The sequence below is a fragment of the Lentzea albidocapillata subsp. violacea genome, assembly GCF_900100275.1.
GTDB lineage: Bacteria > Actinomycetota > Actinomycetes > Mycobacteriales > Pseudonocardiaceae > Lentzea > Lentzea violacea.
In genome coordinates, this window is sequence record NZ_FNET01000005.1 from 282,772 (window position 1) to 303,300 (window position 20,529).

General features: G+C 69.5%; 20 protein-coding genes. 12 read left to right on the forward strand and 8 right to left on the reverse strand.

The annotated features are described in order from the left end of the window. Positions 1-158: 158 nt before the first annotated feature. The gene (locus BLR21_RS14375; protein WP_090006328.1) at positions 159-1,955 is read right to left on the reverse strand and encodes an AMP-dependent synthetase/ligase; all 1,797 of its coding nucleotides are present in this window, start codon (positions 1,953-1,955) and stop codon (positions 159-161) included. A 98-nt stretch (positions 1,956-2,053) separates the two neighbouring features. On the opposite strand from BLR21_RS14375, the gene BLR21_RS14380 reads away from it, so the two are divergent. Genes BLR21_RS14380 through BLR21_RS14405 form a run of 6 tightly spaced genes read left to right on the forward strand, consistent with a single transcriptional unit; the run spans position 2,054 to position 6,289 of the window. After that, positions 2,054-2,434: a polyketide cyclase / dehydrase and lipid transport gene (locus BLR21_RS14380; RefSeq protein ID WP_090006329.1), complete on the forward strand. Its 381-nt coding sequence runs from the start codon at positions 2,054-2,056 to the stop codon at positions 2,432-2,434. Positions 2,435-2,492: 58 nt separating this feature from the next. Further along, positions 2,493-3,281, forward strand: coding sequence for a metallophosphoesterase family protein (locus BLR21_RS14385; RefSeq protein WP_090006330.1), 789 nt, complete (start codon positions 2,493-2,495; stop codon positions 3,279-3,281). Positions 3,282-3,304: 23 nt separating this feature from the next. Continuing rightward, a complete protein-coding gene (locus BLR21_RS14390) occupies positions 3,305-3,745 on the forward strand; it encodes an SRPBCC family protein (protein WP_030474630.1) in 441 nt (146 codons plus the stop codon). Beyond that, positions 3,742-4,950 (forward strand): ArsA family ATPase, encoded by a 1,209-nt coding sequence (locus BLR21_RS14395; protein WP_090006331.1) that lies wholly within the window; start codon positions 3,742-3,744, stop codon positions 4,948-4,950. The genes BLR21_RS14390 and BLR21_RS14395 overlap by 4 nt, the downstream gene beginning before the upstream one ends. Positions 4,951-4,964: 14 nt before the next feature. Then, a complete protein-coding gene (locus tag BLR21_RS14400; RefSeq protein ID WP_090006332.1) occupies positions 4,965-5,315 on the forward strand; it encodes a hypothetical protein in 351 nt (116 codons plus the stop codon). A 14-nt stretch (positions 5,316-5,329) separates the two neighbouring features. Continuing rightward, a complete protein-coding gene (locus BLR21_RS14405) occupies positions 5,330-6,289 on the forward strand; it encodes an ROK family glucokinase (RefSeq protein WP_218130877.1) in 960 nt (319 codons plus the stop codon). A 464-nt stretch (positions 6,290-6,753) separates the two neighbouring features. Here BLR21_RS14405 and BLR21_RS14410 read toward each other — a convergent pair whose 3' ends face one another. After that, on the reverse strand, positions 6,754-7,233 hold the full coding sequence (locus BLR21_RS14410) for a hypothetical protein (RefSeq protein ID WP_090006334.1): 480 nt from the start codon (positions 7,231-7,233) through the stop codon (positions 6,754-6,756). Between the two features lie 244 nt (positions 7,234-7,477). On the opposite strand from BLR21_RS14410, the gene BLR21_RS14415 reads away from it, so the two are divergent. From BLR21_RS14415 to BLR21_RS14425, 3 genes are all read left to right on the forward strand, one after another. Then, positions 7,478-8,212, forward strand: a complete 735-nt coding sequence (locus tag BLR21_RS14415; protein ID WP_090006335.1) for a lysophospholipid acyltransferase family protein — start codon at positions 7,478-7,480, stop codon at positions 8,210-8,212. 21 nt (positions 8,213-8,233) lie between these two features. Further along, the gene (locus tag BLR21_RS14420) at positions 8,234-8,746 is read left to right on the forward strand and encodes a polyadenylate-specific 3'-exoribonuclease AS (RefSeq protein WP_090006336.1); all 513 of its coding nucleotides are present in this window, start codon (positions 8,234-8,236) and stop codon (positions 8,744-8,746) included. Between the two features lie 75 nt (positions 8,747-8,821). Next, positions 8,822-9,850: a 6-phosphofructokinase gene (locus BLR21_RS14425; protein ID WP_090006471.1), complete on the forward strand. Its 1,029-nt coding sequence runs from the start codon at positions 8,822-8,824 to the stop codon at positions 9,848-9,850. Between the two features lie 219 nt (positions 9,851-10,069). Here BLR21_RS14425 and BLR21_RS14430 read toward each other — a convergent pair whose 3' ends face one another. Then, complete coding sequence (locus BLR21_RS14430; protein WP_176929628.1) at positions 10,070-11,077, reverse strand: DUF2891 domain-containing protein; 1,008 nt, start codon at positions 11,075-11,077, stop codon at positions 10,070-10,072. A 176-nt stretch (positions 11,078-11,253) separates the two neighbouring features. On the opposite strand from BLR21_RS14430, the gene BLR21_RS14435 reads away from it, so the two are divergent. After that, complete coding sequence (locus tag BLR21_RS14435; protein ID WP_090006472.1) at positions 11,254-12,642, forward strand: class II 3-deoxy-7-phosphoheptulonate synthase; 1,389 nt, start codon at positions 11,254-11,256, stop codon at positions 12,640-12,642. A gap of 73 nt (positions 12,643-12,715) precedes the next feature. On the opposite strand, the gene pknB is transcribed toward BLR21_RS14435, so the two are convergent. Continuing rightward, the gene (gene pknB / locus BLR21_RS14440; protein ID WP_420843883.1) at positions 12,716-14,725 is read right to left on the reverse strand and encodes a Stk1 family PASTA domain-containing Ser/Thr kinase; all 2,010 of its coding nucleotides are present in this window, start codon (positions 14,723-14,725) and stop codon (positions 12,716-12,718) included. Between the two features lie 101 nt (positions 14,726-14,826). Here pknB and BLR21_RS14445 point away from each other — a divergent pair, with 101 nt between their 5' ends. Next, positions 14,827-15,192, forward strand: coding sequence for an Rv2175c family DNA-binding protein (locus BLR21_RS14445; protein WP_030474641.1), 366 nt, complete (start codon positions 14,827-14,829; stop codon positions 15,190-15,192). Between the two features lie 80 nt (positions 15,193-15,272). Here BLR21_RS14445 and BLR21_RS14450 read toward each other — a convergent pair whose 3' ends face one another. The 3 genes from BLR21_RS14450 to BLR21_RS14460 all read right to left on the reverse strand — a co-directional run bounded on the left by BLR21_RS14450 (position 15,273) and on the right by BLR21_RS14460 (position 18,841). Further along, positions 15,273-16,160: a phytoene/squalene synthase family protein gene (locus tag BLR21_RS14450; RefSeq protein WP_090006339.1), complete on the reverse strand. Its 888-nt coding sequence runs from the start codon at positions 16,158-16,160 to the stop codon at positions 15,273-15,275. Further along, entirely contained in the window at positions 16,157-17,605 is a 1,449-nt protein-coding gene (gene mptB, locus BLR21_RS14455; protein ID WP_256334676.1) for a polyprenol phosphomannose-dependent alpha 1,6 mannosyltransferase MptB, read from the reverse strand. The genes BLR21_RS14450 and mptB overlap by 4 nt, the downstream gene beginning before the upstream one ends. Positions 17,606-17,773: 168 nt before the next feature. Beyond that, positions 17,774-18,841, reverse strand: a complete 1,068-nt coding sequence (locus BLR21_RS14460; RefSeq protein WP_420843880.1) for a polyprenyl synthetase family protein — start codon at positions 18,839-18,841, stop codon at positions 17,774-17,776. A 104-nt stretch (positions 18,842-18,945) separates the two neighbouring features. Between BLR21_RS14460 and metF the strand changes: the two genes are divergently transcribed. Next, complete coding sequence (metF, locus tag BLR21_RS14465; protein ID WP_090006340.1) at positions 18,946-19,827, forward strand: methylenetetrahydrofolate reductase [NAD(P)H]; 882 nt, start codon at positions 18,946-18,948, stop codon at positions 19,825-19,827. Here the strand turns inward: metF and BLR21_RS14470 are convergent. Beyond that, the gene (locus BLR21_RS14470; protein ID WP_090006341.1) at positions 19,824-20,477 is read right to left on the reverse strand and encodes a DUF3153 domain-containing protein; all 654 of its coding nucleotides are present in this window, start codon (positions 20,475-20,477) and stop codon (positions 19,824-19,826) included. The two genes, metF and BLR21_RS14470, sit on opposite strands and share 4 nt — an antisense overlap. Between the last annotated feature and the right edge of the window lie 52 nt (positions 20,478-20,529).

The window sequence follows — 20,529 nt, forward strand, 5'->3', positions numbered from 1 at the left end:
TCAGCGCCATCCGGCAATCTTCTTCATGTCCCGGTCGGGGGGCCGGGGCAACACACTTCTCGGGTTCTGCGGAAGTCTCCGCGGATCACGATCGCTGGGGGTCGAAAGGCCCAGGAGCACTCTCTGGCTCCTGGGCCTTTCGCGCTTTCTACCTGCGGTTACTTCGCGTAGATCGCGTCGATGTCGGACGCGAAGGTCGTCGCCACGACGGAGCGCTTCAGCTTCAGCGACGGCGTCATCTCGCCGCCCGCCTCGGTGAAGTCGACCGGCAGCACCCGGAACCTGCGGATCGCCTCGGCCTGGGACACCGACTTGTTCGCGTCGTCCACCACGGCCTGGATCTCCGCCAGCAGGTCCGCGTCCTCGATCAGGTCGGGGACCTCGGCCGACGCCGGCTTGCCGTGCGACTCCTTCCACGACGGGAAGAACTCCGGGTCGATCGTGATCAGCGCGCCGATGAACGGCTGCTTGTCGCCGACGACCATGCACTGCGAGATCAGCGGGTGCGCCCGGATCCGGTCCTCGAGCTGCGCCGGGGAGACGTTCTTGCCACCGGCGGTGACGATGATCTCCTTCTTGCGGCCCGTGATCTTCAGGAACCCGTCGCCGTCGAGCTCGCCGATGTCACCGGTGTGGAACCAGCCGTCCTCCAAGGCCTCCTTGGTGGCGGCCTCGTTGTTCCAGTAACCGGTGAACACGATGTCGCCCTTGATGAGGATCTCGCCGTCCTCGGCGATCTTCACCGACGTGCCGGGCACCGGCAGGCCGACCGTGCCGACCTTCTCCTGGCCCCGGAACGTCACGCACGCCGCCGCCGACGTCTCGGTCAGGCCGTAGCCCTCGTAGACCGGGATGCCCGCGCCGCGGAAGAAGTGCGACAGCCGGGCACCCAGCGGCGCGCCACCGGAGACCGCCGCGATCGCGCGACCACCCAGGGCGGCGCGCAGCTTCGTGAACACCAGCTTGTCGAACACCGCGTGCTTGATCCGCAGGCCGAGGCCGGGACCGCCGTTGTCCAGCGCCGTGCTGTACGCGACCGACGTGGCCTCGGCGGCGTCGAAGATCTTGCCCTTGCCGCCGGCGTGCGCCTTCTGCTTGGCGCCGTTGTAGACCTTCTCGAACACGCGCGGCACCGCGACGACGAACGTCGGGCGGAACTGGCCGAGGTCCGCGACGAGGTCCTTCACGTCCGCCGTGTGGCCCACGGTCGCCCGCGAGTACACGCACGCGAGCGCCAGAGCACGCGCCAGGATGTGCGCCAGCGGCAGGAACAGCAGCAGCGAGTTGCCGGCCGTGAGGATCTCCGGGAACCGCGACAGCGCCGACCGCACCTCGGACAGCAGGTTGCGGTGCGTCAGCGTGCAGCCCTTGGGACGGCCGGTGGTGCCGGACGTGTAGACCAGCGTCGCCGTGTGCTCCGCCTTCACCTGCCCGCGGCGCTCGTGCACCTGCTCGTCGGTGATCTCGGCACCGAGCGCGGTCAGTTCGTCGACCGCGGCGGCCGCTCCGTCGATCTGCCACACGTGGCGCAGCTCGGGCAGCTTGCCGACGACGTCGTCGACCATCGCGCGGTGCGAGGACGCCTCGACGAACACCGCCGCCGCGCCCGAGTCGGACAGGATCCACTCGATCTGGTCCGCCGACGACGTCTCGTAGATGGGCACCACGACGCCGCCCGCCGCCCAGATGGCGAAGTCGAGCAACGACCACTCGTAGCGGGTCTTGGAGACCAGGCCGACCCGGTCGCCGAGCTCCAGACCGGCTGCTACCAGGCCTTTCGCGACGGCCATGACCTGCGCTGCGAAATCACGCGCGGTGATGTCGACCCAGGTGCCGTCGATCTGCCTGCGGAAGCTGACGGCGTTGCCGAAGCGCTCCGCATTGGCCCACACCATGTCGGTGAGGTTTTCCTCCGGAGCCACTGCGGCCGTGGCGGGGACGCTGAACTCGCGCACGTCAACCTCCGTACGGTGAAATGTTACTGGTGGGGAAACCTAGCGTGTGATTCCGGCGATACAAAGGCTGGTACGCCCTTCCGTTACCTTTTGTCCTCATGGCCAGCGTGGACGTCGTCGACGAGACTTTCCTCGCGGTACCACCCAGAGTGGTCGCCGCCGCCTTCGCCTCGCCCTCCTCGTGGAGGGAGTTCTGGCCGGATCTGGAGCTGGACGTCTACGCCGACAGGGGCGAAGAGGGCCTGCGCTGGACGGTCGGAGGCGCGCTCGTCGGCACGATGGAGGTCTGGCTCGAGCCCGTGCTCGACGGCACTGTGCTGCACTACTTCCTCCGTGCTGACTCGCACTCAGGGTCGCTCACGCCCCGCAACGCCCTCCGCGAGGTGCAACGGCGTCAGCTCGACGCGAAGTCCGTCTCGCTGGGGCTCAAGCTGACTCTGGAGGACGGTCGTCCGGCCGGCTGCCCGCCGCAAGGGTGATCTTGCTTGACGCGCGTCTCACAAACCACCTCCATGCGGCGTCAACTAAGTTGGAGCCGTGCGGGTTCACGTGGTTTCCGATGTGCACGGCAACGCGGAGGCGCTCGCGCGCGCCGGTGACGGTGCGGACGCTCTCGTCGTGCTCGGCGACCTGATCGACTTCGTCGACTACCACGACCATTCCAAGGGGATCCTCGGCCGCGTCTTCGGCGCCGAGAAGGTCGGGATCTTCGCCGAGCTGAGGCGCGGCACCAGGCGCGCGGACACGGCGAGCTACATCCGGTCGCTGTGGGACGGTCTCGCCGACGCCCGTTCCGTGGTGGAGGAAGCGGTGCTGGAGCAGTACCACGCGTTGTTCGGCGCCATGTCCGCGCCGACGTACGTCACACCGGGCAATGTGGACAGTCCGCACCTGTGGCCACAGTTCGCCGGCGCCGGCGTGCACGTCCTCGACGGTGAGGCCGCGGAGATCGGCGGGCTGAGGTTCGGCTTCGCCGGCGGCGGGCTGATGGTGCCCGGACTGGTCCGCAACCCCAACGCGCCGTGGTTCCCTTACCTGCGCACGGAGGACGACATGGCGTCGGCGCTGGACCGGATGGGGCAGGTCGACGTGCTGTGCACGCACATCCCGCCCCTTGTCCCGGAACTGACCTACGACGTCGTCGCGCGCCGTCCCGAATGGGGATCACGGGCCGCACTGGAGAAGATCCGGCGGGAACGTCCGCGCTGGTCGGTGTTCGGCCACGTGCACCAGCCGCTGGCCCGGCGCGTGCGCGTCGGCTACACCGAGTGCGTCAACGTCGGGCACTTCCAGCGCAGCGGCAAGCCTCACGTCCTGAATTGGTAGCCACGCGAGTAACCTCCACGTCTATGGCCGACGAGTCCACTCAGTCCATCGTCATCGACGCTCCGCCTGAGAAGATCATGGCGATCATCGCGGACTTCCCGTCGTACCCGGACTGGGCGAACGGGATGAAGGAAGTCGAGGTCCTCGACACCCGCGACGACGGCCGTGCCGAGCAGGTGCGGTTCGCGATCGACCAGGGGCCCGTGAAGGACGAGTACACGCTGAAGTACGACTGGGCCGCCGACGGTCTGTCGGTGAAGTGGGAACTCGTCAAGGGCACCATGCAGAAGGCGCAGCAGGGCAGCTACGTGCTCTCGCCGTCCGGCACCGGCACCAAGGTCACCTACACGCTGTCGGTGCAGCTGGTCATCCCGATGATCGGGCTGTTCCGCCGCAAGGCCGAGAAGATGATCCTCGACACCGCGCTCAAGGAGCTCAAGAAGCGCGCGGAGAAGGCGGCTTGAGCCGGGTCCTGCTCTTCACCGGCAAGGGCGGGGTCGGCAAGACGACGCTGTCGGCGGCGACCGCGGCCTCACTGGCCGCGCACGGCCGCAAGGCGCTCGTGGTCTCCACCGATCCCGCGCACTCGCTGGGCGACGCGCTCGACGTGCGTCTCGGCGCCGAACCGTCCGAAGTGGACGGCTCGGCCGGCCTGTTCGCCTGCCAGATCGACCCGCGCGGCCTCGTCGACGAGGCGTGGGGCGAGCTGCGCGGGCACCTGCGGACCGTGCTGGCCGGCGCCGGCGTCGACGAGCTCGACGCCGAGGAACTGACCGTGCTGCCGGGCGTCGAGGAACTCCTCGCGCTGGCGGAGGTGCGGCGGCTCGCGGCGTCCGGGCCGTGGGAGGTCGTGGTCGTCGACTGCGGGCCGACCGCGGAGACGTTGCGGCTGCTGTCGCTGCCCGAGGCGTTCGCGGGCTATCTCGAACGGCTCTTCCCCACCCACCGGCGTGTGGTGCGCGGACTCCTCGCGGGCGTCGCGGGCACCGGGACCGTCGAGAAGTGGGACGCGACGGCCGACGCGCTGAGCCGCCTCGCCGAGCGGCTGGACGCGTTGCGCTCGATGCTCGCGGACTCCTCGTCGTGCTCGGTCCGGCTCGTGCTGACGCCCGAACGCGTCGTCGCCGCCGAGACCCGCCGTACGCTGACCGCGTTGGCGCTGCAGGGAATCCGGGTCGACAGCGTGATCGCGAACCGCGTGGTGCCCTCGCCGGGTGCCGCGCGCGGTGCCGCCGCCTCCTGGCTGAGGACCCGCCGGCACGAGCAGGACGCCGTGCTGGCCGAACTGACCGGGATCGGTGAGATCCGCACGGTCGACCACCGCGCGTCGGAGCCCGTGGGCGTGCCGGCACTGCTGGAGGTCGCCGAGCAGCTCTACGGCGATTCGGACCCGCTGCCGGGCGCCGCGGTGTCGGAGTCGTTGCTGGAGGTGTCGGGCAGCGGGCGGGGACTCGACGCCCGATACTCGCTGCGGATCGCGTTGCCGCTGTCCGACGACACGGAGCTGGACCTCGCGCGCGTGAGCGACGACCTGGCGCTGACCGTCGATGGTCGGCGCCGGCTCGTGGCGCTGCCGTCGTTGTTGCGGCGCTGCATCGTCACCGGCGCGGAGATGGACTCGGGTGGCGTGACGGTGGGATTCCGGCCGGACCCGTCCCTGTGGCGCTGATCAGGAGCTCGTAGATGACCCAGGACAACACCGGCAAGCTCGCCGAGGAGCTGCGGCTGCTCATCGACACGGCCGCCGAGCGCATGCAGCCGTGGCTGCAGCGCGTCTCCGAGGCCGGCGACGGCTCGCACACGCCCGAGACGTGCGGCTGGTGCCCGTTGTGCAACGGCGTGGCGTTGCTGCGCGGCGACCGTTCCGAACTGGCCGCGAAGGCCGCCGAACACGCGGCGGGCCTCGTCGCGGTGCTGCGGGCGGCCCTGCGCGAGCCCGGCACCGCGCAGCCCTCACCGCCTGCCGGCGACGAACCGGCTGCCGACGCAGGGCAGCGCGTGCAGCACATCAAGGTCGTCAGGAAGTCCGACTAGTGCTCACGGTCGGAGTGGACATCGGCGGCACCAGCGTTCGCGCGGGTGTCGTGGACCCGCGCGGCTCGGTCCTGGACACCTCGCGCGCCCCCACGCCCGCCGGTGAACGCGCCCTCGAAGACGCGATCGTCGCCGCCGTGGAGGAGGTGGCGAGCCGCCACGCCGTGAGCGCCGTCGGTCTCGCCGTGGCGGGCTTCATCGCCTCAGACCGCCGCACGGTCCGTTTCGCGCCCCACCTGGCGTGGCGGCAGGCGGACGTGGCCGACCGCATGAGCGACCGCCTGGGCATGCCGGTCGTGCTGGAACACGACGCGAACGCCGCCGCCCTCGCCGAACACCGCTTTGGCGCGGCCCGAGGCGCCAAGACCGCCGTCCTCGTCGCCATCGGCACGGGCATCGGCGCAGCTCTGCTGCTCAACGGCGAGGTGTTCCGCGGCGCGTACGGCGTGGCCCCCGAACTGGGCCACCTGCGCGTCGTCCCGAACGGCCGTCCCTGCCCGTGCGGCAAGAACGGCTGCTGGGAGCGCTACTGCAGTGGCACGGCCCTGAGCGCGACCGCCGTGGAACTGCTCGCCAAGCACCCCGGCGTCTCGACCGTGCTGGCCCGCGAGGCGGCAGGCGACTCCCGCGCGGTGACCGGCCGCCGGGTGGCCGGAGCGGCCCGCGACGGCGATCCGCTGGCCAAGCGGGCGATGGCCGACCTGGCCCGCTGGCTCGGCGAGGGCCTGGCGCTGGTCGCCGACGTCTACGACCCCGAGGTGATCGTCATCGGGGGAGGCGTGTCGACCTCGGCACCGCTGTTCCTCGACGACGCCCGCGAGCGCTACTCCGCCGTGGTGACGGGAGCCGGGCACCGGCCGCTGGCCCGGATCCGCACCGCCCAGCTCGGGGACGACGCGGGCATCGTGGGCGCGGCGACCCTGGCCCGTGAGATGGCCGCATCGATGGCCAAGCACAACTCCCGCCGCTCCTGACGCGAGCCCTGCCCGCCGCACCGATATATCAGTCACGACCGATATATCAGTTGCGCCGGTGCCGCTGACCTGCGTCTTAGCAATGACTCTTTGGACTTCGTCCGCAAAAGACCCATTGCAAAGCTGCGGCGCGGACGTGGCGATGGCGAAGCATCGGTCAAGCCGGGGCGGCCACGCAGTGCACAAGCCGGACGCACTGCGGAGGAGGAAATGAGCGTTCGCGGCGAGCTCGTCGGGATTGTTCGCTCGCCGCGAACACTCGGTCTGAGGTGCTAGCGGCCGAGCAGGCGCAGGATGCGCGGACGACGGCGCTTGGCCGCGTCCTTCTTGCTCAGGGTCGCCATGGCACGGGCCATCATCAGGTGCTGCATCTGGTCCATGCCCGACACGGTAAGCATGACCGAATCGTTATCTGAAGGCCTGAGTGGCCGTTATCACGTCGTTACCGAGCGGGTCGTGACGCGTCACACCTGCGCGCCGTCGTCCCATCCCGAGTCCGGCGGAGGGCTGTTGCGCATGCGCAGGATCAGCCAGCCGATGCCCGCGCACAGCGCCACCAGCGACAGTGGTGTGCCGATCCGCGACTGCAGGCCGAAGATGCCGGGCGCGACCAGCAGCAGGATGCCCAGCACGAACAGGCCGAGGGCCGCGAGGGTCGAGGCGCGCAGCGCCGGGAACGGCGGCGGCTCCGGCGGGACGTAGTGGTCCTCGTCGGCCGGATCTCGGGATTCGGGCTCGTCGGCGGGGTCCGGTGCCGGATCCTCCGCCACGACGGTGCGTGGGCCGGGCTCGTCGTGCCCGGTCTCGGTGTTCGTCTCCGGGCTCACCTCGTCGAGGTCGAGCCAGTCCTTGCCGACCCCGTCCCGTTCGAGACCCGCGACGATCTCGGCAAAGAGCTCGTCGACGTTCTCCGGTCCGTCGGTCGAGTCGCGCCGGGCGTTCATTCAGAGCCTCTCCACAAAGCCGCAACCCTCTGACCCCTCATCGTTGCACGGGCGGGATGTGTTGCGGGTTACGGCAGTTGGCCCAGTCACGTTCGCAGGCACGTTCCCCAGGCATGTCCCGGTCGCGCGTATCCGGACGGCCGTGACGCACTAACTCGGGACTCGTTGTGTGAGGTGTGGTCGGCTCCGTAGGCTGATTGTCGGGATCAAGGTTCGCGGGGTCTTAAGGGAGGCGCTTCCCAAGGTGCTGTACTGGTTGATGAAGCACGTCCTCCTGGGGCCGATTCTGCGGCTGTTCTTCCAGCCGAAGATCATCGAGGGCGCCGAGAACATCCCGAAGGACGGCGGAGCCATCCTGGCGAGCAACCACCTCGCCGTCTCCGACTCGTTCTTCCTGCCGCTGATGCTGTCGCGGCGCGTCACGTTCCCGGCGAAGATCGAGTACTTCACCGGCACGGGGCTCAAGGGCAAGCTGCAGAAGTGGTTCTTCTCCGGCGTCGGCCAGGTGCCGATCGACCGGTCCAGCGCGTCCGCCGCGCAGGGAGCGCTCGACACCGGTGTGCGGATCGTGCGCGAGGGCAAGCTGCTCGGCATCTACCCCGAGGGCACGCGGTCGCCCGACGCCCGTCTCTACAAGGGCAAGGTCGGCGTCGCGTGGATCGCGCTGGAGTCCGGTGCGCCGGTCATCCCCGTGGCGATGTTCGGCACGGACAAGGCGAACCCCATCGGCTCCAGGATGTGGAAGCCGCACCCGATCCGTATCAAGATCGGCAAGCCGCTCGACTTCTCCCGCTACGAAGGGCTGTCGGGCGACAGGTTCGTGCTGCGGTCGATCACCGACGAGATCATGTACGCGTTGATGGAGCTCACCGGCCAGGAGTACGTCGACGTCTACGCGGCGAAGGCCAAGGAGCAGCCCGCCGCCGCGCCGGAACAGGGCGGGAAGGGCGACCGGGTGCCCGAGAAGAAGGCGAGCTGACCGCACCCCTAGGGTGTCGCGGTGCGGTTTTTCTACGACTGTGAGTTCATCGAGGACGGGCTGACGATCGACCTCGTGTCGATCGGTGTGGTCGACGAGGAAGGCCGCGAGTTCTACGCCGTGTCCACCGAGTTCGACCCCGATCGCGCGGGGCCGTGGGTGCGGCAGAACGTCCTCAACCAGCTGCCCTCGCCCGCGGACAAGGCGTGGCGCAGCCGCGAGCGCATCCGCGAGGACCTGCTCGACTTCCTCGGCGCCCGCAACGCCGCGCGCGACGAGATCGAGCTGTGGGCCTGGTTCGCCGCCTACGACCACGTGGCGCTGGCACAGCTGTGGGGTGCGATGCCGGCGTTGCCGCGCTCGCTGCCCCGGTTCACCCGTGACCTGCGGCAACGCTGGGACGACGTCGGCCGCCCCAAGCTGCCGGCCCCTCCGGTGGACGCGCACGACGCTCTTGCCGACGCGCGGCACAACCTCGTGCGGTGGAAGGTGATCGAGGAACAGCGGCTCAAAATCGGTTTTCCCGTCCGGTAAGTGAGACCCGCGTTGCTGCACCGATACAGCTCGTGACAGTCTGCGTGACACAGAACACGAGAGATGGGGAAGCAGATGCGCATCGGTGTGCTCACTGGCGGTGGTGACTGCCCCGGTCTGAACGCCGTGATCCGGGCCGTGGTCCGCAAGGGCATCAAGGCACACGGCTGGGAGATCGTCGGGTTCCGCAACGGGTGGCAGGGCCCGATCGAGAACCTCACCAAGTCGATCGACCTCGCGGACGTCGAGGAGATCCTCACCCGCGGTGGCACGATCCTGGGCTCGTCGCGCACGAACCCCTACAAGGTCGAGGGCGGTGTCGACCGCATCCGCGAGACCATCGCGGCGAACCAGATCGACGCCATCATCGCGATCGGCGGCGAGGACACCCTCGGTGTCGCCAAGCGCCTCACCGATGACGGCATCGGCGTCGTCGGTGTGCCGAAGACGATCGACAACGACCTCGGCGCCACGGACTACACGTTCGGCTTCGACACGGCCGTCCACATCGCGACCGAGGCCATCGACCGCCTGCGTACCACGGCCGAGTCGCACCACCGTGCGCTCGTCGTCGAGGTCATGGGCCGGCACGCGGGCTGGATCGCGCTGCACTCGGGTCTTGCCGGTGGCGCGAACGTCATCCTCGTCCCGGAGCGCCCGTTCAGCGTCGACAAGGTCGTCGACTGGGTCGAGCGCCGCTTCGAGAGCGAGTTCGCCCCGATCATCGTCGTCGCCGAGGGTGCGATCCCCGAGGGTGGCGCCGAGGTGCTGCACTCCGGTGAGCGCGACGCCTTCGGTCACGTCCGCCTCGGTGGCGTCGGCCAGTGGCTCGCGGAGGAGATCGCGGACCGCACCGGCAAGGAGTCCCGTGCGGCCATCCTCGGCCACATCCAGCGCGGTGGCACGCCGACCGCGTACGACCGCGTCCTCGCGACCCGCTTCGGTCTCCACGCCGTCGACGCCGTCGCCGCCGGTGACTTCGGCACCATGGTCGCGCTGCGCGGTACGGACATCGTCCGCGTGAAGCTGTCGGAGGCGACGGCCGAGCTCAAGACGGTTCCGACCGAGCGCTACGAAGAGGCCGAGGTCTTCTTCGGTGCCTGATCTCCGGGCCTGACAACTCGGATATTGCTCTGCGGAATGCCGGGTGTCGATTCACTGTCGACGCCCGGCATTCCGCTTGCATACCGACTGTGTTCCGGCGCGCCGCGCCGTCGTCCCGCCTCTGATATCCAATATATCGGTGCCCGTTTTGTCCGCCTTATGCAAAAGACGTTTGCGGACGTCCGCAAACGTCTTTTGCATAAGGCGGGTAAGCGCAGGTCAGAAGGCTTTGACGTCGAGGTAGGCGCCGAACGTCCCGAGCCAGTGGTCGGCCATGTAGCCGTGCCCACCGAACACGTACGTCCACCCGGCCTCGCGATGCGCCGACGAGGCCGTGCGGGCCAGCGACGTGTACCGGTGCCCGGCCGGCAGTGCCGCCGCGATCGCCTCCCAGTTCCACGCGCGCGACAACGCGAGGCCGGCGAGGTGCGAGCCGTAGGGGTCGCTGGGGTCGTCGACCGGGAAGGGCTCGCGCAGCACGCGCCACCGTTCCGACTCGAGGTCCGGCAGGTAGGCGTCGAGCCAGTCGGCGAACTCCGCGGTGTCCAGGGCGCGCCGCATCAGGTCGGCCGTCGTCAGAGCGGGGGAGAGGAAGTCGGCGGCGTCCGGTTCGAAACCGCCGTAGCCGGCCTCGTCGCGGTGCCACCGCAGTGCCGCGGCGGCACACGCGGCGGCCAGTTCGGTGTCGCCGGTCGCCTGGGCGGCGTCGAACACGAGGCCGGTCGCGAACGCGGTGTTGCTGTGGGTACCGGTGCGGATCGGCAGGCGTGCCGCAGAGACCCACTCCAGCCACCGGTTCCGCAGCACGTCCGCGATCGGCGCCACCGACCACGGCAGGCCGGAAGTGCGTAGTTCGGCGTCGAGCAGCAGCAGCCACGCCCAGCCGTACGGCCGTTCCCAGTGCCGTCCGGCCGGGGAGGCGAAGAACGAGGCCTCGGTGGCGCAGTTGTCGGGCGTGATCAGCTTGTCGAGGGCGTTGCGGGCTGTGTCCGCTCCCGCGAGAGAGGGACGCAGTCGCAGCAGGCGCACGGCGAGCCACGTCTGGTGCACGCACGAGTGCCAGTCGAACGACCCGGCGAACACGGGATGCAGCACCCGCTGTGGCACGAGCCGGTCGTCGCCGTCGATGACGTGCGTCCAATGCACCGGGTGGTCGCGCTGGATGTTGTCGACCGCGATGCCCAGCAGCCGGGTCGCGGTGCTGTCATCCAAACGGGTGGCGTTCATGGCCCACATCATGCAATGCGATGTCTCAACTGGGCAGAGGTCGATAGTTGACAAGTAACAGACTTCACCCCGGCGGAGGTAACGGCCGCTACGCCGGATGACTCCCAGGCCTGCACCCTGCGAGTGCTGACAGGCCCGGCCTGGTCTCTCAGTGTGGGACAACTAGGATGAGCAGCGTGAACTGGACCGTGGACGTGCCCATCGACACGCTTCCCGAGCTTCCGCCGCTGCCTCCCGAGATGCGCAAGCGCCTGGACGACGCCCTGTCGCGCCCGGCCGCCCAGCAGCCCGAATGGCCCGACGCCGAACAGGTGCGTCGTGTGCGGACCGTGCTCGAGAGCGTGCCGCCGATCACCGTGCCCGCCGAGATCGACCGGCTGCACACGCAACTGGCGCAGGTCGCGAACGGTGAGGCATTTCTCCTGCAGGGCGGTGACTGCGCGGAGACGTTCGCTGACAACACCGAGCCGCACATCCGCGCGAACATCCGGACCCTGCTGCAGATGGCCGTGGTGCTGACCTACGGCGCGAGTCTTCCGGTGGTGAAGGTCGGTCGCATCGCCGGCCAGTACGCCAAGCCGCGTTCGTCGGGCATCGACGCGCTCGGCCTGCCGTCCTACCGCGGCGACATCATCAACTCCCTGGTCGCGACGCCCGAGGCCCGGGTCGCCGACCCCGGCCGCATGATCCGCGCGTACGCGAACGCCGGCGCGGCCATGAACCTGCTGCGGGCGCTCACCGGCGCGGGTCTCGCCGACCTGCACCGCGTGCACGACTGGAACCGCGACTTCGTGCGCACCTCGCCCGCGGGCGAGCGCTACGAGGCCCTGGCCGGCGAGATCGACCGCGGCCTGAAGTTCATGTCGGCGTGCGGCGTCAACGACCAGTCGCTGCACGGCACGGAGATCTTCGCCTCGCACGAGGCGCTGCTCCTCGACTACGAGCGCGCGCTGCTGCGCCTCGACACGACGGGCGACGAGCCCAAGCTGTACGACCTGTCGTCGCACTTCGTGTGGATCGGTGAGCGCACCCGTCAGCTCGACGGCGCGCACATCGCGTTCGCCGAGATGCTGGCGAACCCGATCGGTCTCAAGATCGGCCCGACGACGACGCCGGAGATGGCCGTCGAGTACGTCGAGCGCCTCGACCCGCACAACAAGCCGGGCCGCCTGACGCTCATCTCGCGCATGGGCAACCAGAAGGTGCGCGACGTGCTTCCCGCCATCATCGAGAAGGTCGAGGCCAGCGGCCACAAGGTCATCTGGCAGTGCGACCCGATGCACGGCAACACGCACGAGTCGTCGACCGGCTACAAGACCCGGCACTTCGACCGCATCGTCGACGAGGTCCAGGGCTTCTTCGAGGTGCACCGCCGCCTCGGCACGCACCCCGGCGGCATCCACATCGAGCTCACGGGTGAGGACGTCACCGAGTGCCTCGGCGGTGCCCAGGAGATCTCCGACGACGACCTCGCCGGCCGCTACGAGACGGCGTGCGACCCGCGCCTGAACACGCAGCAGTCGCTCGAGCTCGCGTTCCTCGTCGCCGAGATGCTGCGCTCCTGACGAGTTTCCTGAAGACGAGCTGAAGAACGAAGGGCCCCGCGTCGAGAACGCGGGGCCCTTCGCTTTGCCTATGTCAGAGGCCGACGATCGTGATCTCGGTGCCTCGTTTCACCCGCGTGCGCGGCGGGATCGACTGGTTCACCACGGTCGCGTTGTTGCTCTTGTTGAACTCGACCTTCACCTTCAGGCCGGCTCGTTCGAGCTCTTCCTTGGCCTCCCGCACCTTCTGCCGGGTGACGTCGGGGACCTCGACCTCCTGGTTGTTCTGGTAGAAGAGCGTGACGCGCTTGTTCTGCGTCGGGTCCAGCACCGTGCCCGCGGGCGGATCCGTCCGCACCACGCGTGACCTGTCGTTCTCCGGCGCGTCCTCACCACCCGCATCGACCGCCTCGAGACCGGCGCGCTGCAGTTCAGCGGTCGCCTCGTCCTTCGTCTTGCCCGTCACGTTCGGCACGGGCAGGCGCGGCGGCGGGCCCTTGCTCAGGATGAGGGTCACCGGGGCGTCGAGGTTGAGCGCCGTGCCGGGACGCGGATCGAGGCCCACGACCTTGCCGATCGGCACGGTGTCGTGGAACGCGTCCTTCGCGGGGTCCTTGACCGTCTTCAGGCCCGCGGCCTCGATCTCCTTGATCGCGGCGTCCTGCTCGGCACCGGCGGTGACGAACGGCACCACCGGCCTGCCGCGCGACACGACGAGCTTCACCTGGTCGTTCTTGCGCAGCTCGGCGCCGGGTCCGGGCTCGGAGCTGATGACCGTGCCGTTGGGGACGTCGTTGGACGGCACCTTCTCGACCAGCCCGGTGAGGTCGGCCTTCGAGAGCAGCAGCATCGCGTTCTGCTCGGACTGCCCGGCCACCGACGGCATCTCCGTGTAGCGGTTCGCGCCGACGTACCAGGAGAACAACCCGACGAGGACCACCACGACGGCGGCCACGGAACCCCAGATCGTGAACAGCTTCTTGCGCCGCTTGCGCTCCGCCTCGACCGGGTCGACCTTCGGCTTGCGCTTCTGCGGGGGACGGCGGCGCGGCGGCTCCGGCCGCTGCATCGTGCGCGTCGCCGAGTTGCCGGCGGGGATGCCGGGAGGCGGCGTCGGAGGCCCGGTGTTCACCGTCGTCATCGCCGCCGAGTTCAGGGGCGGCCTCGGCACCACCGGCCTGGTCAGCTCGGCAGCCGAGGGAGGAGTGGCCCCGACCGCGACGGGGACCGGCCGCATGATGACCGTCCTGTCGTTCTCGGGCGCCGAACCGGGCACGGGCACCTGCTGCGGCGTGAGGCCCAGTTCCGTGCCCACACGCTCCAGTTCGGACAGGAACGCGTCGGCGTTCGCGGGCCGCAGCACCGGGTCGCGCCGCGTCGCCTTGCGGACCAGCGTGTCGAGCGCCAGCGGGATCTCTGGAACCGACGGCACGTCCGAGTTCACGTGCTGATAGGCCACCGAGATGGCCGTCTCGCCGCGGTAGGGCGCCTGACCCGCCAGCATCTCGTAGAGCACGATCCCGGCCGCGTAGACGTCACTGCGCGCGTCCGCGGCACCTGATTCCACCTGTTCGGGTGAAAGATAGGCAACGGTGCCCAGAATCTCGCTGTCGCTCGTGACGCCGTTCTCGGCGATCGCGCGGGCCAGTCCGAAGTCCGCCACCTTCACCTGGCCACCAGGCCCGATCAGCACGTTCTCCGGCTTCACGTCCCGGTGCACGAGCCCCGCCCGGTGGGCGGCGCCCAACGCCGACAGCACCGGCCCGAGGATGCTCAACGCCACGGCGGGAACGAGCTTGCCGCGCTGATTGAGCAGGTCACGGAGGTTGCCGCCGTCGACCAGCTCCATCACCAGGTACACCTGGTCACCGTCGACGCCCTGGTCGTGCACGGACACCACTGCCGGGTGGTGCAACTGGGCCGCCGCGCGTGCCTCACGCTCGAAGCGCGCGACAAACGCCGGGTCCGCCGTCAGGTGCGGATCCATCACTTTGATGGCCACATCGCGATCGAGGCGAGTGTCGCGACCTCGATAGACGGTGGACATGCCGCCGCGCGCGAGCACGGAGTCCACCCGGTAGCGCTGCTCCAGCAGTCCACCCATCACGTTCGAAACCGACCTCTCCACAGTGCGAGATGGTAAAGCTCAGGATGACCCGGTTGGCGGAAGGGCGTTCCCAGTTCGGTTATGGCATCGTGACCCCCGTGAGTGCGATTCCTGCCGCTGCGGATGTATTGGCTGCCGACCTGGAGGTTCTTCCTCTCCCCGAGGTGGCCGACCGAATGGGACTTCCGGTCACCCGGGTCCACCAAATGTTGCGCGACGGGCAACTGCTCGCCGAGCGGCGGGCCGGCGTTCTCGTCGTCCCCGAGGCGTTTCTCGCCGCCGGAGGGGTGGTGAAGGGTCTGCCCGGCACCATCACGGTGCTGCGCGACCAGAACTACTCCACGGACGAGATCCTGCGCTGGCTCTTCACGGAGGACGAAAGCCTCCCTGGCACTCCGATCGAAGCATTGCGCGGAGACCGTGGGCGTGAGGTAAAGCGCCGCGCGCAGGCCATGGGCTTCTAGTTCGCCGATCGCGGCGGTTCCAGGCGTCTCCGCAGGTGAGAGACGCCTGGAACCTCCGTGCGCAGCTAAGAGAGCGGGGCTCACCCCGGCACCCCGCGGGTTCTTGAGCGGGCGAGAAGGGCTCGCCCGGCGCCCGGCACCGCCACGGCCAGCCGTCGTGAGTTCGGCACGGCCACCCGCCGCCACAGCACCTCGCAGCCGATGAGCCCGAGGATGTCGCGGTACAGCCGGTATGCGGTGCGCACACAGGGCCGGGACGCCGCCGACAGCAGGTCGATGCCTGGCTCCGCTGACTGATATATCGCATATGAGTGCGCGACAAGGTCGTCCAGCGCCCTTTGCACCCGGTCGTTTGCGCGCCGATGACGACGAACCCATTGCAACAGATCTCGGTCGACGCCGTGCGCGGCGAGCACGTCCTGCGGCAGGTACACCCGGCCGCGGTCGAGGTCCTCGCCGACGTCGCGCAGGAAGTTCGTGAGCTGGAACGCCGTCCCGAGCCGTGCCGCGTACGGTGCGGCCTCCTCGCGGGGCACGACGGTGCCGAGCACCGGCAGCATCTGCAGCCCGATGACCTCCGCGGAGCCGTGCATGTAGGCACCGAGCGCGTCGAGGTCCGCGTACTCGGTCACGTCGAGGTCCATCCGCATCGACGCGAGGAAGTCGGTGAACAGCGACCTGTCGATGTCGTAGCGGCGCACCGTGTCCGCCAGGGCGAGCAGGACCGGGTTCGACGGCTCCTCGTCCAGGAGTCGTTCCACCTCGTCGAGTTCGCCCGCGCGGTCGTTCACGCCGGCGGCGTCGACGATCTCGTCGGCCCAGCGCGCGAACGCGTACAACGCGTGCACCGCGGGCCGCTGCTCGGCCCGCAGCAACGTCGTAGCCAGGAAGAACGTCTTGCCGTACCGGGCATTGACCCGGCGGCAGGCGGCGTAGGCGGAGCCCAGGTCCACGGTCCCGAGGCTCATTCGTAACGTGTGGACAGGCCGAACGGGTCCGGCTTCACCAGCGACCGCGCCGCGAGGCCCGACACCACCAGCGCGAAGAACAGGTAGCCCCACGAGTAGAGCGCCGTGTCGCCGTTCGGGAACGTCACCAGCAGCAGAAACAGCGACGCGACCGTCACCGTGACCAGCGCGCCCGTGCTCCACGCGAACCCGGCGGCCAGCGCCAGCGGCCAGCTGAAGTACCAGGGCAGCGTCGCAGGGGACAGCAGCGCCACGGCCAGCATCGTCAGCGCGCCACGCCGGATGGCGTCGCGCACCTCACCGTCACGGGCCATCCACCACTGCGTGTACGCGATCCAGATCAGCACCACGGAGCCCAGCGCCCGCGCCACGCCGATGAAGATGCCGCCGTCGACGTAGACGAACCAGTTCACGACCATGCGCACGAAGTCGCCGACCGCGCTCGGCAGCGACAGCCAGTTGATGATCATCGACGAGCTGCGCAGCGCCAGGATCCAACCGAGGTTCACCCCGGCGACGACCGTGCACACCGCGAACGTCCCGAGGAACGCGGCGACGCCCGGCAGCAGTGCCTTGCGGAACTGGGCGCGCTTGTCGCCGTCCAGGCGCGCCGCCCAGATCCAGACGAGGAACGGCACGATCACGACCGCCGTCGCCTTCACCGAGAACGCGAGGGCGAGCAGCACGAAGCCGAGCACGTGCCTGCGGTCGAGCACCAGCAGCACGCCGGCCGCCATCAGCCCGATCATCAGCAGGTCGTTGTGCGCGCCGCCGATCAGGTGGATCAGCACCAGCGGGTTCGCCGCGACCAGCCACAGCGCGATCGCCGACTTGCCGCCCAGGTGCCTGCTCAGGCCCGGCAGGGCCCAGCACAGCAGCACCAGTCCGCCCGCGAGGGAGAAGCGCATGGCGACGACGCCGAGGATGACGCTCGCGTCCGTGATCCAGACGATCGCCTTCGCGATCAGGATGAACAACGGCCCGTACGGCGCCGGCGTGTGCTGCCACACCCAGCTGACGTTCTCGCTGAGCGTGCTCTGCAGGACAGCGGGCCCGACCGTGTACGGGTCGTAGCCGCTCAGCGCGAGCTGGCCCTGGGCCAGGTAGCTGTAGATGTCCTTGCTGAACAGCGGTGGCGCGAACAGCAGCGGCAACGTCCAGACCGTCACCGCGACCAGCACGGCGAAGTCGCCGATCTCGCCCCACCGCACGAGGCGGCCGAGCCGGATCCACGCCCAGATGACGAGGCCCAGACCCAGGTACAGGACCATGCTCGCGAGGTCGCGGCCGTGGCCGTAGCGCAGCCAGCTCAGCCCGACCTGGGCGAGCAGCGGGTCGCGTTCCAGGATCGCGCCGGCACCCATGCCCCCGAGCGCGATCAGTGCCACGCCCAGCAGGCCGAGCATGGTCGTGCGGATGGGGATGGCGTAGGTGTTCGTGCGCACGACTGGTTGAAGCTCCTGTATCGACGCCTCGGAGCTCGTGCGGGGGAGGGACGGAGTTGCTGCCATCGCCCGAACATCGTTGCACAACGCGCGTAAGCGTCAGCAAGCAACGGCCCACACGGTCACGAGGACTTAATCAACCCCCAGCGGAGAGGCACATGATCGACTTCAGAAGGCCCGCTTCGTCGAGCTGATCGCGAGGTCGGCGAGCTTGGTGGCGGCCGGTTCGGCCACGGGAGCGTCGTCGAGGGCGGCCAGCGCGCTCTTCGTCAGCTCCTCGATGCGTTCCTCGACGGCGTCGACGGCGCCGACGTCCACGAGCGCGCGCCGGACCTGCTCGACGGTGCCGAGGTCGAGATCGGGCTTGCCGAGAGCGATATCCAATATATCGGCACCGAACTGCATGCCGAGCGCGACGAGCAGCGTGCGCTTGCCCTCAGCGAGGTCGTCGCCGGCGGGCTTGCCGGTCACCTCGGGGTCGCCGAACACGCCGAGCAGGTCGTCGCGCAGCTGGAACGCGACGCCGATGTCGGCACCGAACGCGCGCAGCCCGTCGATCAGCTCGGGCGAGCCGCCCGCCATCGCCGCGCCCATGTGCAGCGGCCGTTCGACGGTGTACGCGGCGGTCTTGAGCCGGTCGATGCGCAACGCGGCGTCCGGGGACGAGTCACCCCGGGCCTGCGTCAGCACGTCGAGGTACTGGCCCGCGAGCATCTCGGTCCGCATGTCCCGCCACGGCTCGCTCATCCGGCGCAGCACCTCGGACGGCAGCCCGGCGGCGAAGAGCATGTCGTCCGCCCACGCCAGCGCCACGTCACCGATCAGCACGGCCGCCGACATACCGAACCGCTCCGACGAGCCGAGCCAGCCCTCTTCGCGGTGCCGCTCGCCGAACGCGATGTGCACGGTCGGCTTGCCCCGCCGCACCGAAGAGGCGTCCATCAGGTCGTCGTGGATGAGCGCGCACGCCTGGATCAGCTCCAGCGAGCTGACCGCCGTGAGCACCTCGTCCGCGAGTTCGCCGCCGGGATCGCCACCGGCCGCGCGCCAGCCCCACCACGCGTAGGTCGGGCGGATGCGCTTGCCACCGCCCAGCACGAAATCGGAGAGCGCGTCGACGGCGCTCGCGAAGCTCGGGTCCATCGCCTCGCCGGACGCGCGGCGGGAGGCCAGATACGTGGTCAACGCTGATTCGACGTGCTGGGGCAACGCAACGTCGATGGGGTGGTGGGACACGCGTCCATGTTCCGCTGTGTCCGGGGCCACCCGCATGCCGGGGCCCGCGTACCACATGGTGAGCGGGAGTCTCACCTGGCGGAAGACCCACTAGGGTTGGTCCCATGACGTCGGTGGTGGAGCGGCTCCGGGGTGAGTCACCCAAGTTCTCGGTGGAGTTCCTGCCTCCCCGGGACGCGGAGGACGAGAAGGTCCTCTGGAAGGCCGTCCGCGAACTGGAAGGCCTCGACCCCGCGTTCGTGTCGATCACCTACGGCGCCGGCGGGTCGCGCCGGGACCGCACGATTCGCGCCACCGGCCGCATCGCGCAGGAGACGACGCTGCTCCCCGTCGCGCACCTCACCGCCGTCGAGCACTCGGTGGCGGAGCTGCGCAACGTCATCGGCTGGTACGCGGCGATCGGCGTGCGGAACATCCTGGCGCTGCGCGGCGACCCTCCCGGCGACCCGATGGGCGAGTGGGTCGCGCACCCGGAAGGCCTCAGCTACGCCGACGAGCTGGTGCGGCTGGTCCGCGAGCTCGGCGACTTCTGCGTGGGCGTGGCGGCGTTCCCGTACGGGCACCCGCGGTCGGGCGACCTCGACACCGACCTCAAGTTCCTGCTGCGCAAGCTCAACGCGGGCGCGGACTACGCGGTGGCCCAGCTGTTCCACGCGCCGGAGCCGTTCCTGCGGATGCGCGACAGGGTGGCGGCCGCGGGCTGTTCCGCGGCGATCCTGCCCGGGATCATGCCGATGCTCTCGCCGCGCGGCCTGGCCAAGATCGTGGAGCTGTCCGGCGCGGATCTGCCCCTCGACGTCTCACGCCGGCTGGAGCCGTACGCGGACGACGTGGCGGGGTTCCGGGCGACCGGCATCGACATCGCGACCGAGATGTGCCGGCGGCTGCTCGACGAGGGCGTTCCCGCGCTGCACTTCTACACGATGAACAGGTCCAAGGCGACGAAGGAAGTGCTGGGGCGCTTGGGCCTGGTGACGCGCGCCTAGAGCGTGACGTTGCGTTTGTGCGCGATGAGGGCGAGCACGACGACGATCAGCGCGGCACCGCCGGTGAGCCCGGCGACCAGCAGCGCCCAGCCGAAGAACGAGTTGGAATTCTCGCCCGCGTACTGCACGGTGGCCTGCAGCATCGACGCCTGACCGGGCTTCGGAGACCACGCGATCGTGTTGTTCTCCTCCTCGCGGCCGTTGGTGTTCACGATCTTGCCGGGGAAGCTGACCTTGATCTGGATGTCCGCGCGTTCGACCGGCACCTGGGTCAGGTCGACCGACCCCGAGAGCGTGACAAGATCACCCGACCGGCGGAAGTTGAGGCTGTAGCGGCTGTTCGACGAGCTGGTGGCCGTGGAGAGAGTCCGCATCTCGTCGAACGACAGGCCGTTGAAGAACAACTGCGTACCCGCGTACGACTCCACCCGGTACGGCTTGGTGGTGACGCGGCTCGCGAGTTCCGGTGGCACCTTGAGCTGCGGACCGGGGTCGTTGTCCTGCGTCGGTGGCGTGGCCGCGACGATCTCGCCGGAGATGCGGTCGTCGTCCGACAAGGCCATGGCGGCGTACACGCGAACGCAACCGCTCAGCGAGAACAGGGTGAGCAGCAAGAAGACCGGCAGCAGCAGGGCCCGGGAACGACGCACGGCGACATCCTGCCAGTACGACCCAAACGACGCAGGCCCCTCCGAAGGTCGT

Excerpts from the sequence above, each read along its gene's own strand:
- BLR21_RS14390 (WP_030474630.1), top strand. The coding sequence starts at position 3,305 with ATGGCCGACGAGTCCACTCAGTCCATCGTCATCGACGCTCCGCCTGAG.
- BLR21_RS14380 (WP_090006329.1), top strand. The coding sequence starts at position 2,054 with ATGGCCAGCGTGGACGTCGTCGACGAGACTTTCCTCGCGGTACCACCC.
- BLR21_RS14400 (WP_090006332.1), top strand. The coding sequence starts at position 4,965 with ATGACCCAGGACAACACCGGCAAGCTCGCCGAGGAGCTGCGGCTGCTC.
- BLR21_RS14430 (WP_176929628.1), bottom strand. The coding sequence starts at position 11,077 with ATGAACGCCACCCGTTTGGATGACAGCACCGCGACCCGGCTGCTGGGC.
- BLR21_RS14410 (WP_090006334.1), bottom strand. The coding sequence starts at position 7,233 with ATGAACGCCCGGCGCGACTCGACCGACGGACCGGAGAACGTCGACGAG.
- pknB (WP_420843883.1), bottom strand. The coding sequence starts at position 14,725 with ATGGGTGGACTGCTGGAGCAGCGCTACCGGGTGGACTCCGTGCTCGCG.
- BLR21_RS14425 (WP_090006471.1), top strand. The coding sequence starts at position 8,822 with ATGCGCATCGGTGTGCTCACTGGCGGTGGTGACTGCCCCGGTCTGAAC.
- metF (WP_090006340.1), top strand. The coding sequence starts at position 18,946 with ATGACGTCGGTGGTGGAGCGGCTCCGGGGTGAGTCACCCAAGTTCTCG.
- BLR21_RS14450 (WP_090006339.1), bottom strand. The coding sequence starts at position 16,160 with ATGAGCCTCGGGACCGTGGACCTGGGCTCCGCCTACGCCGCCTGCCGC.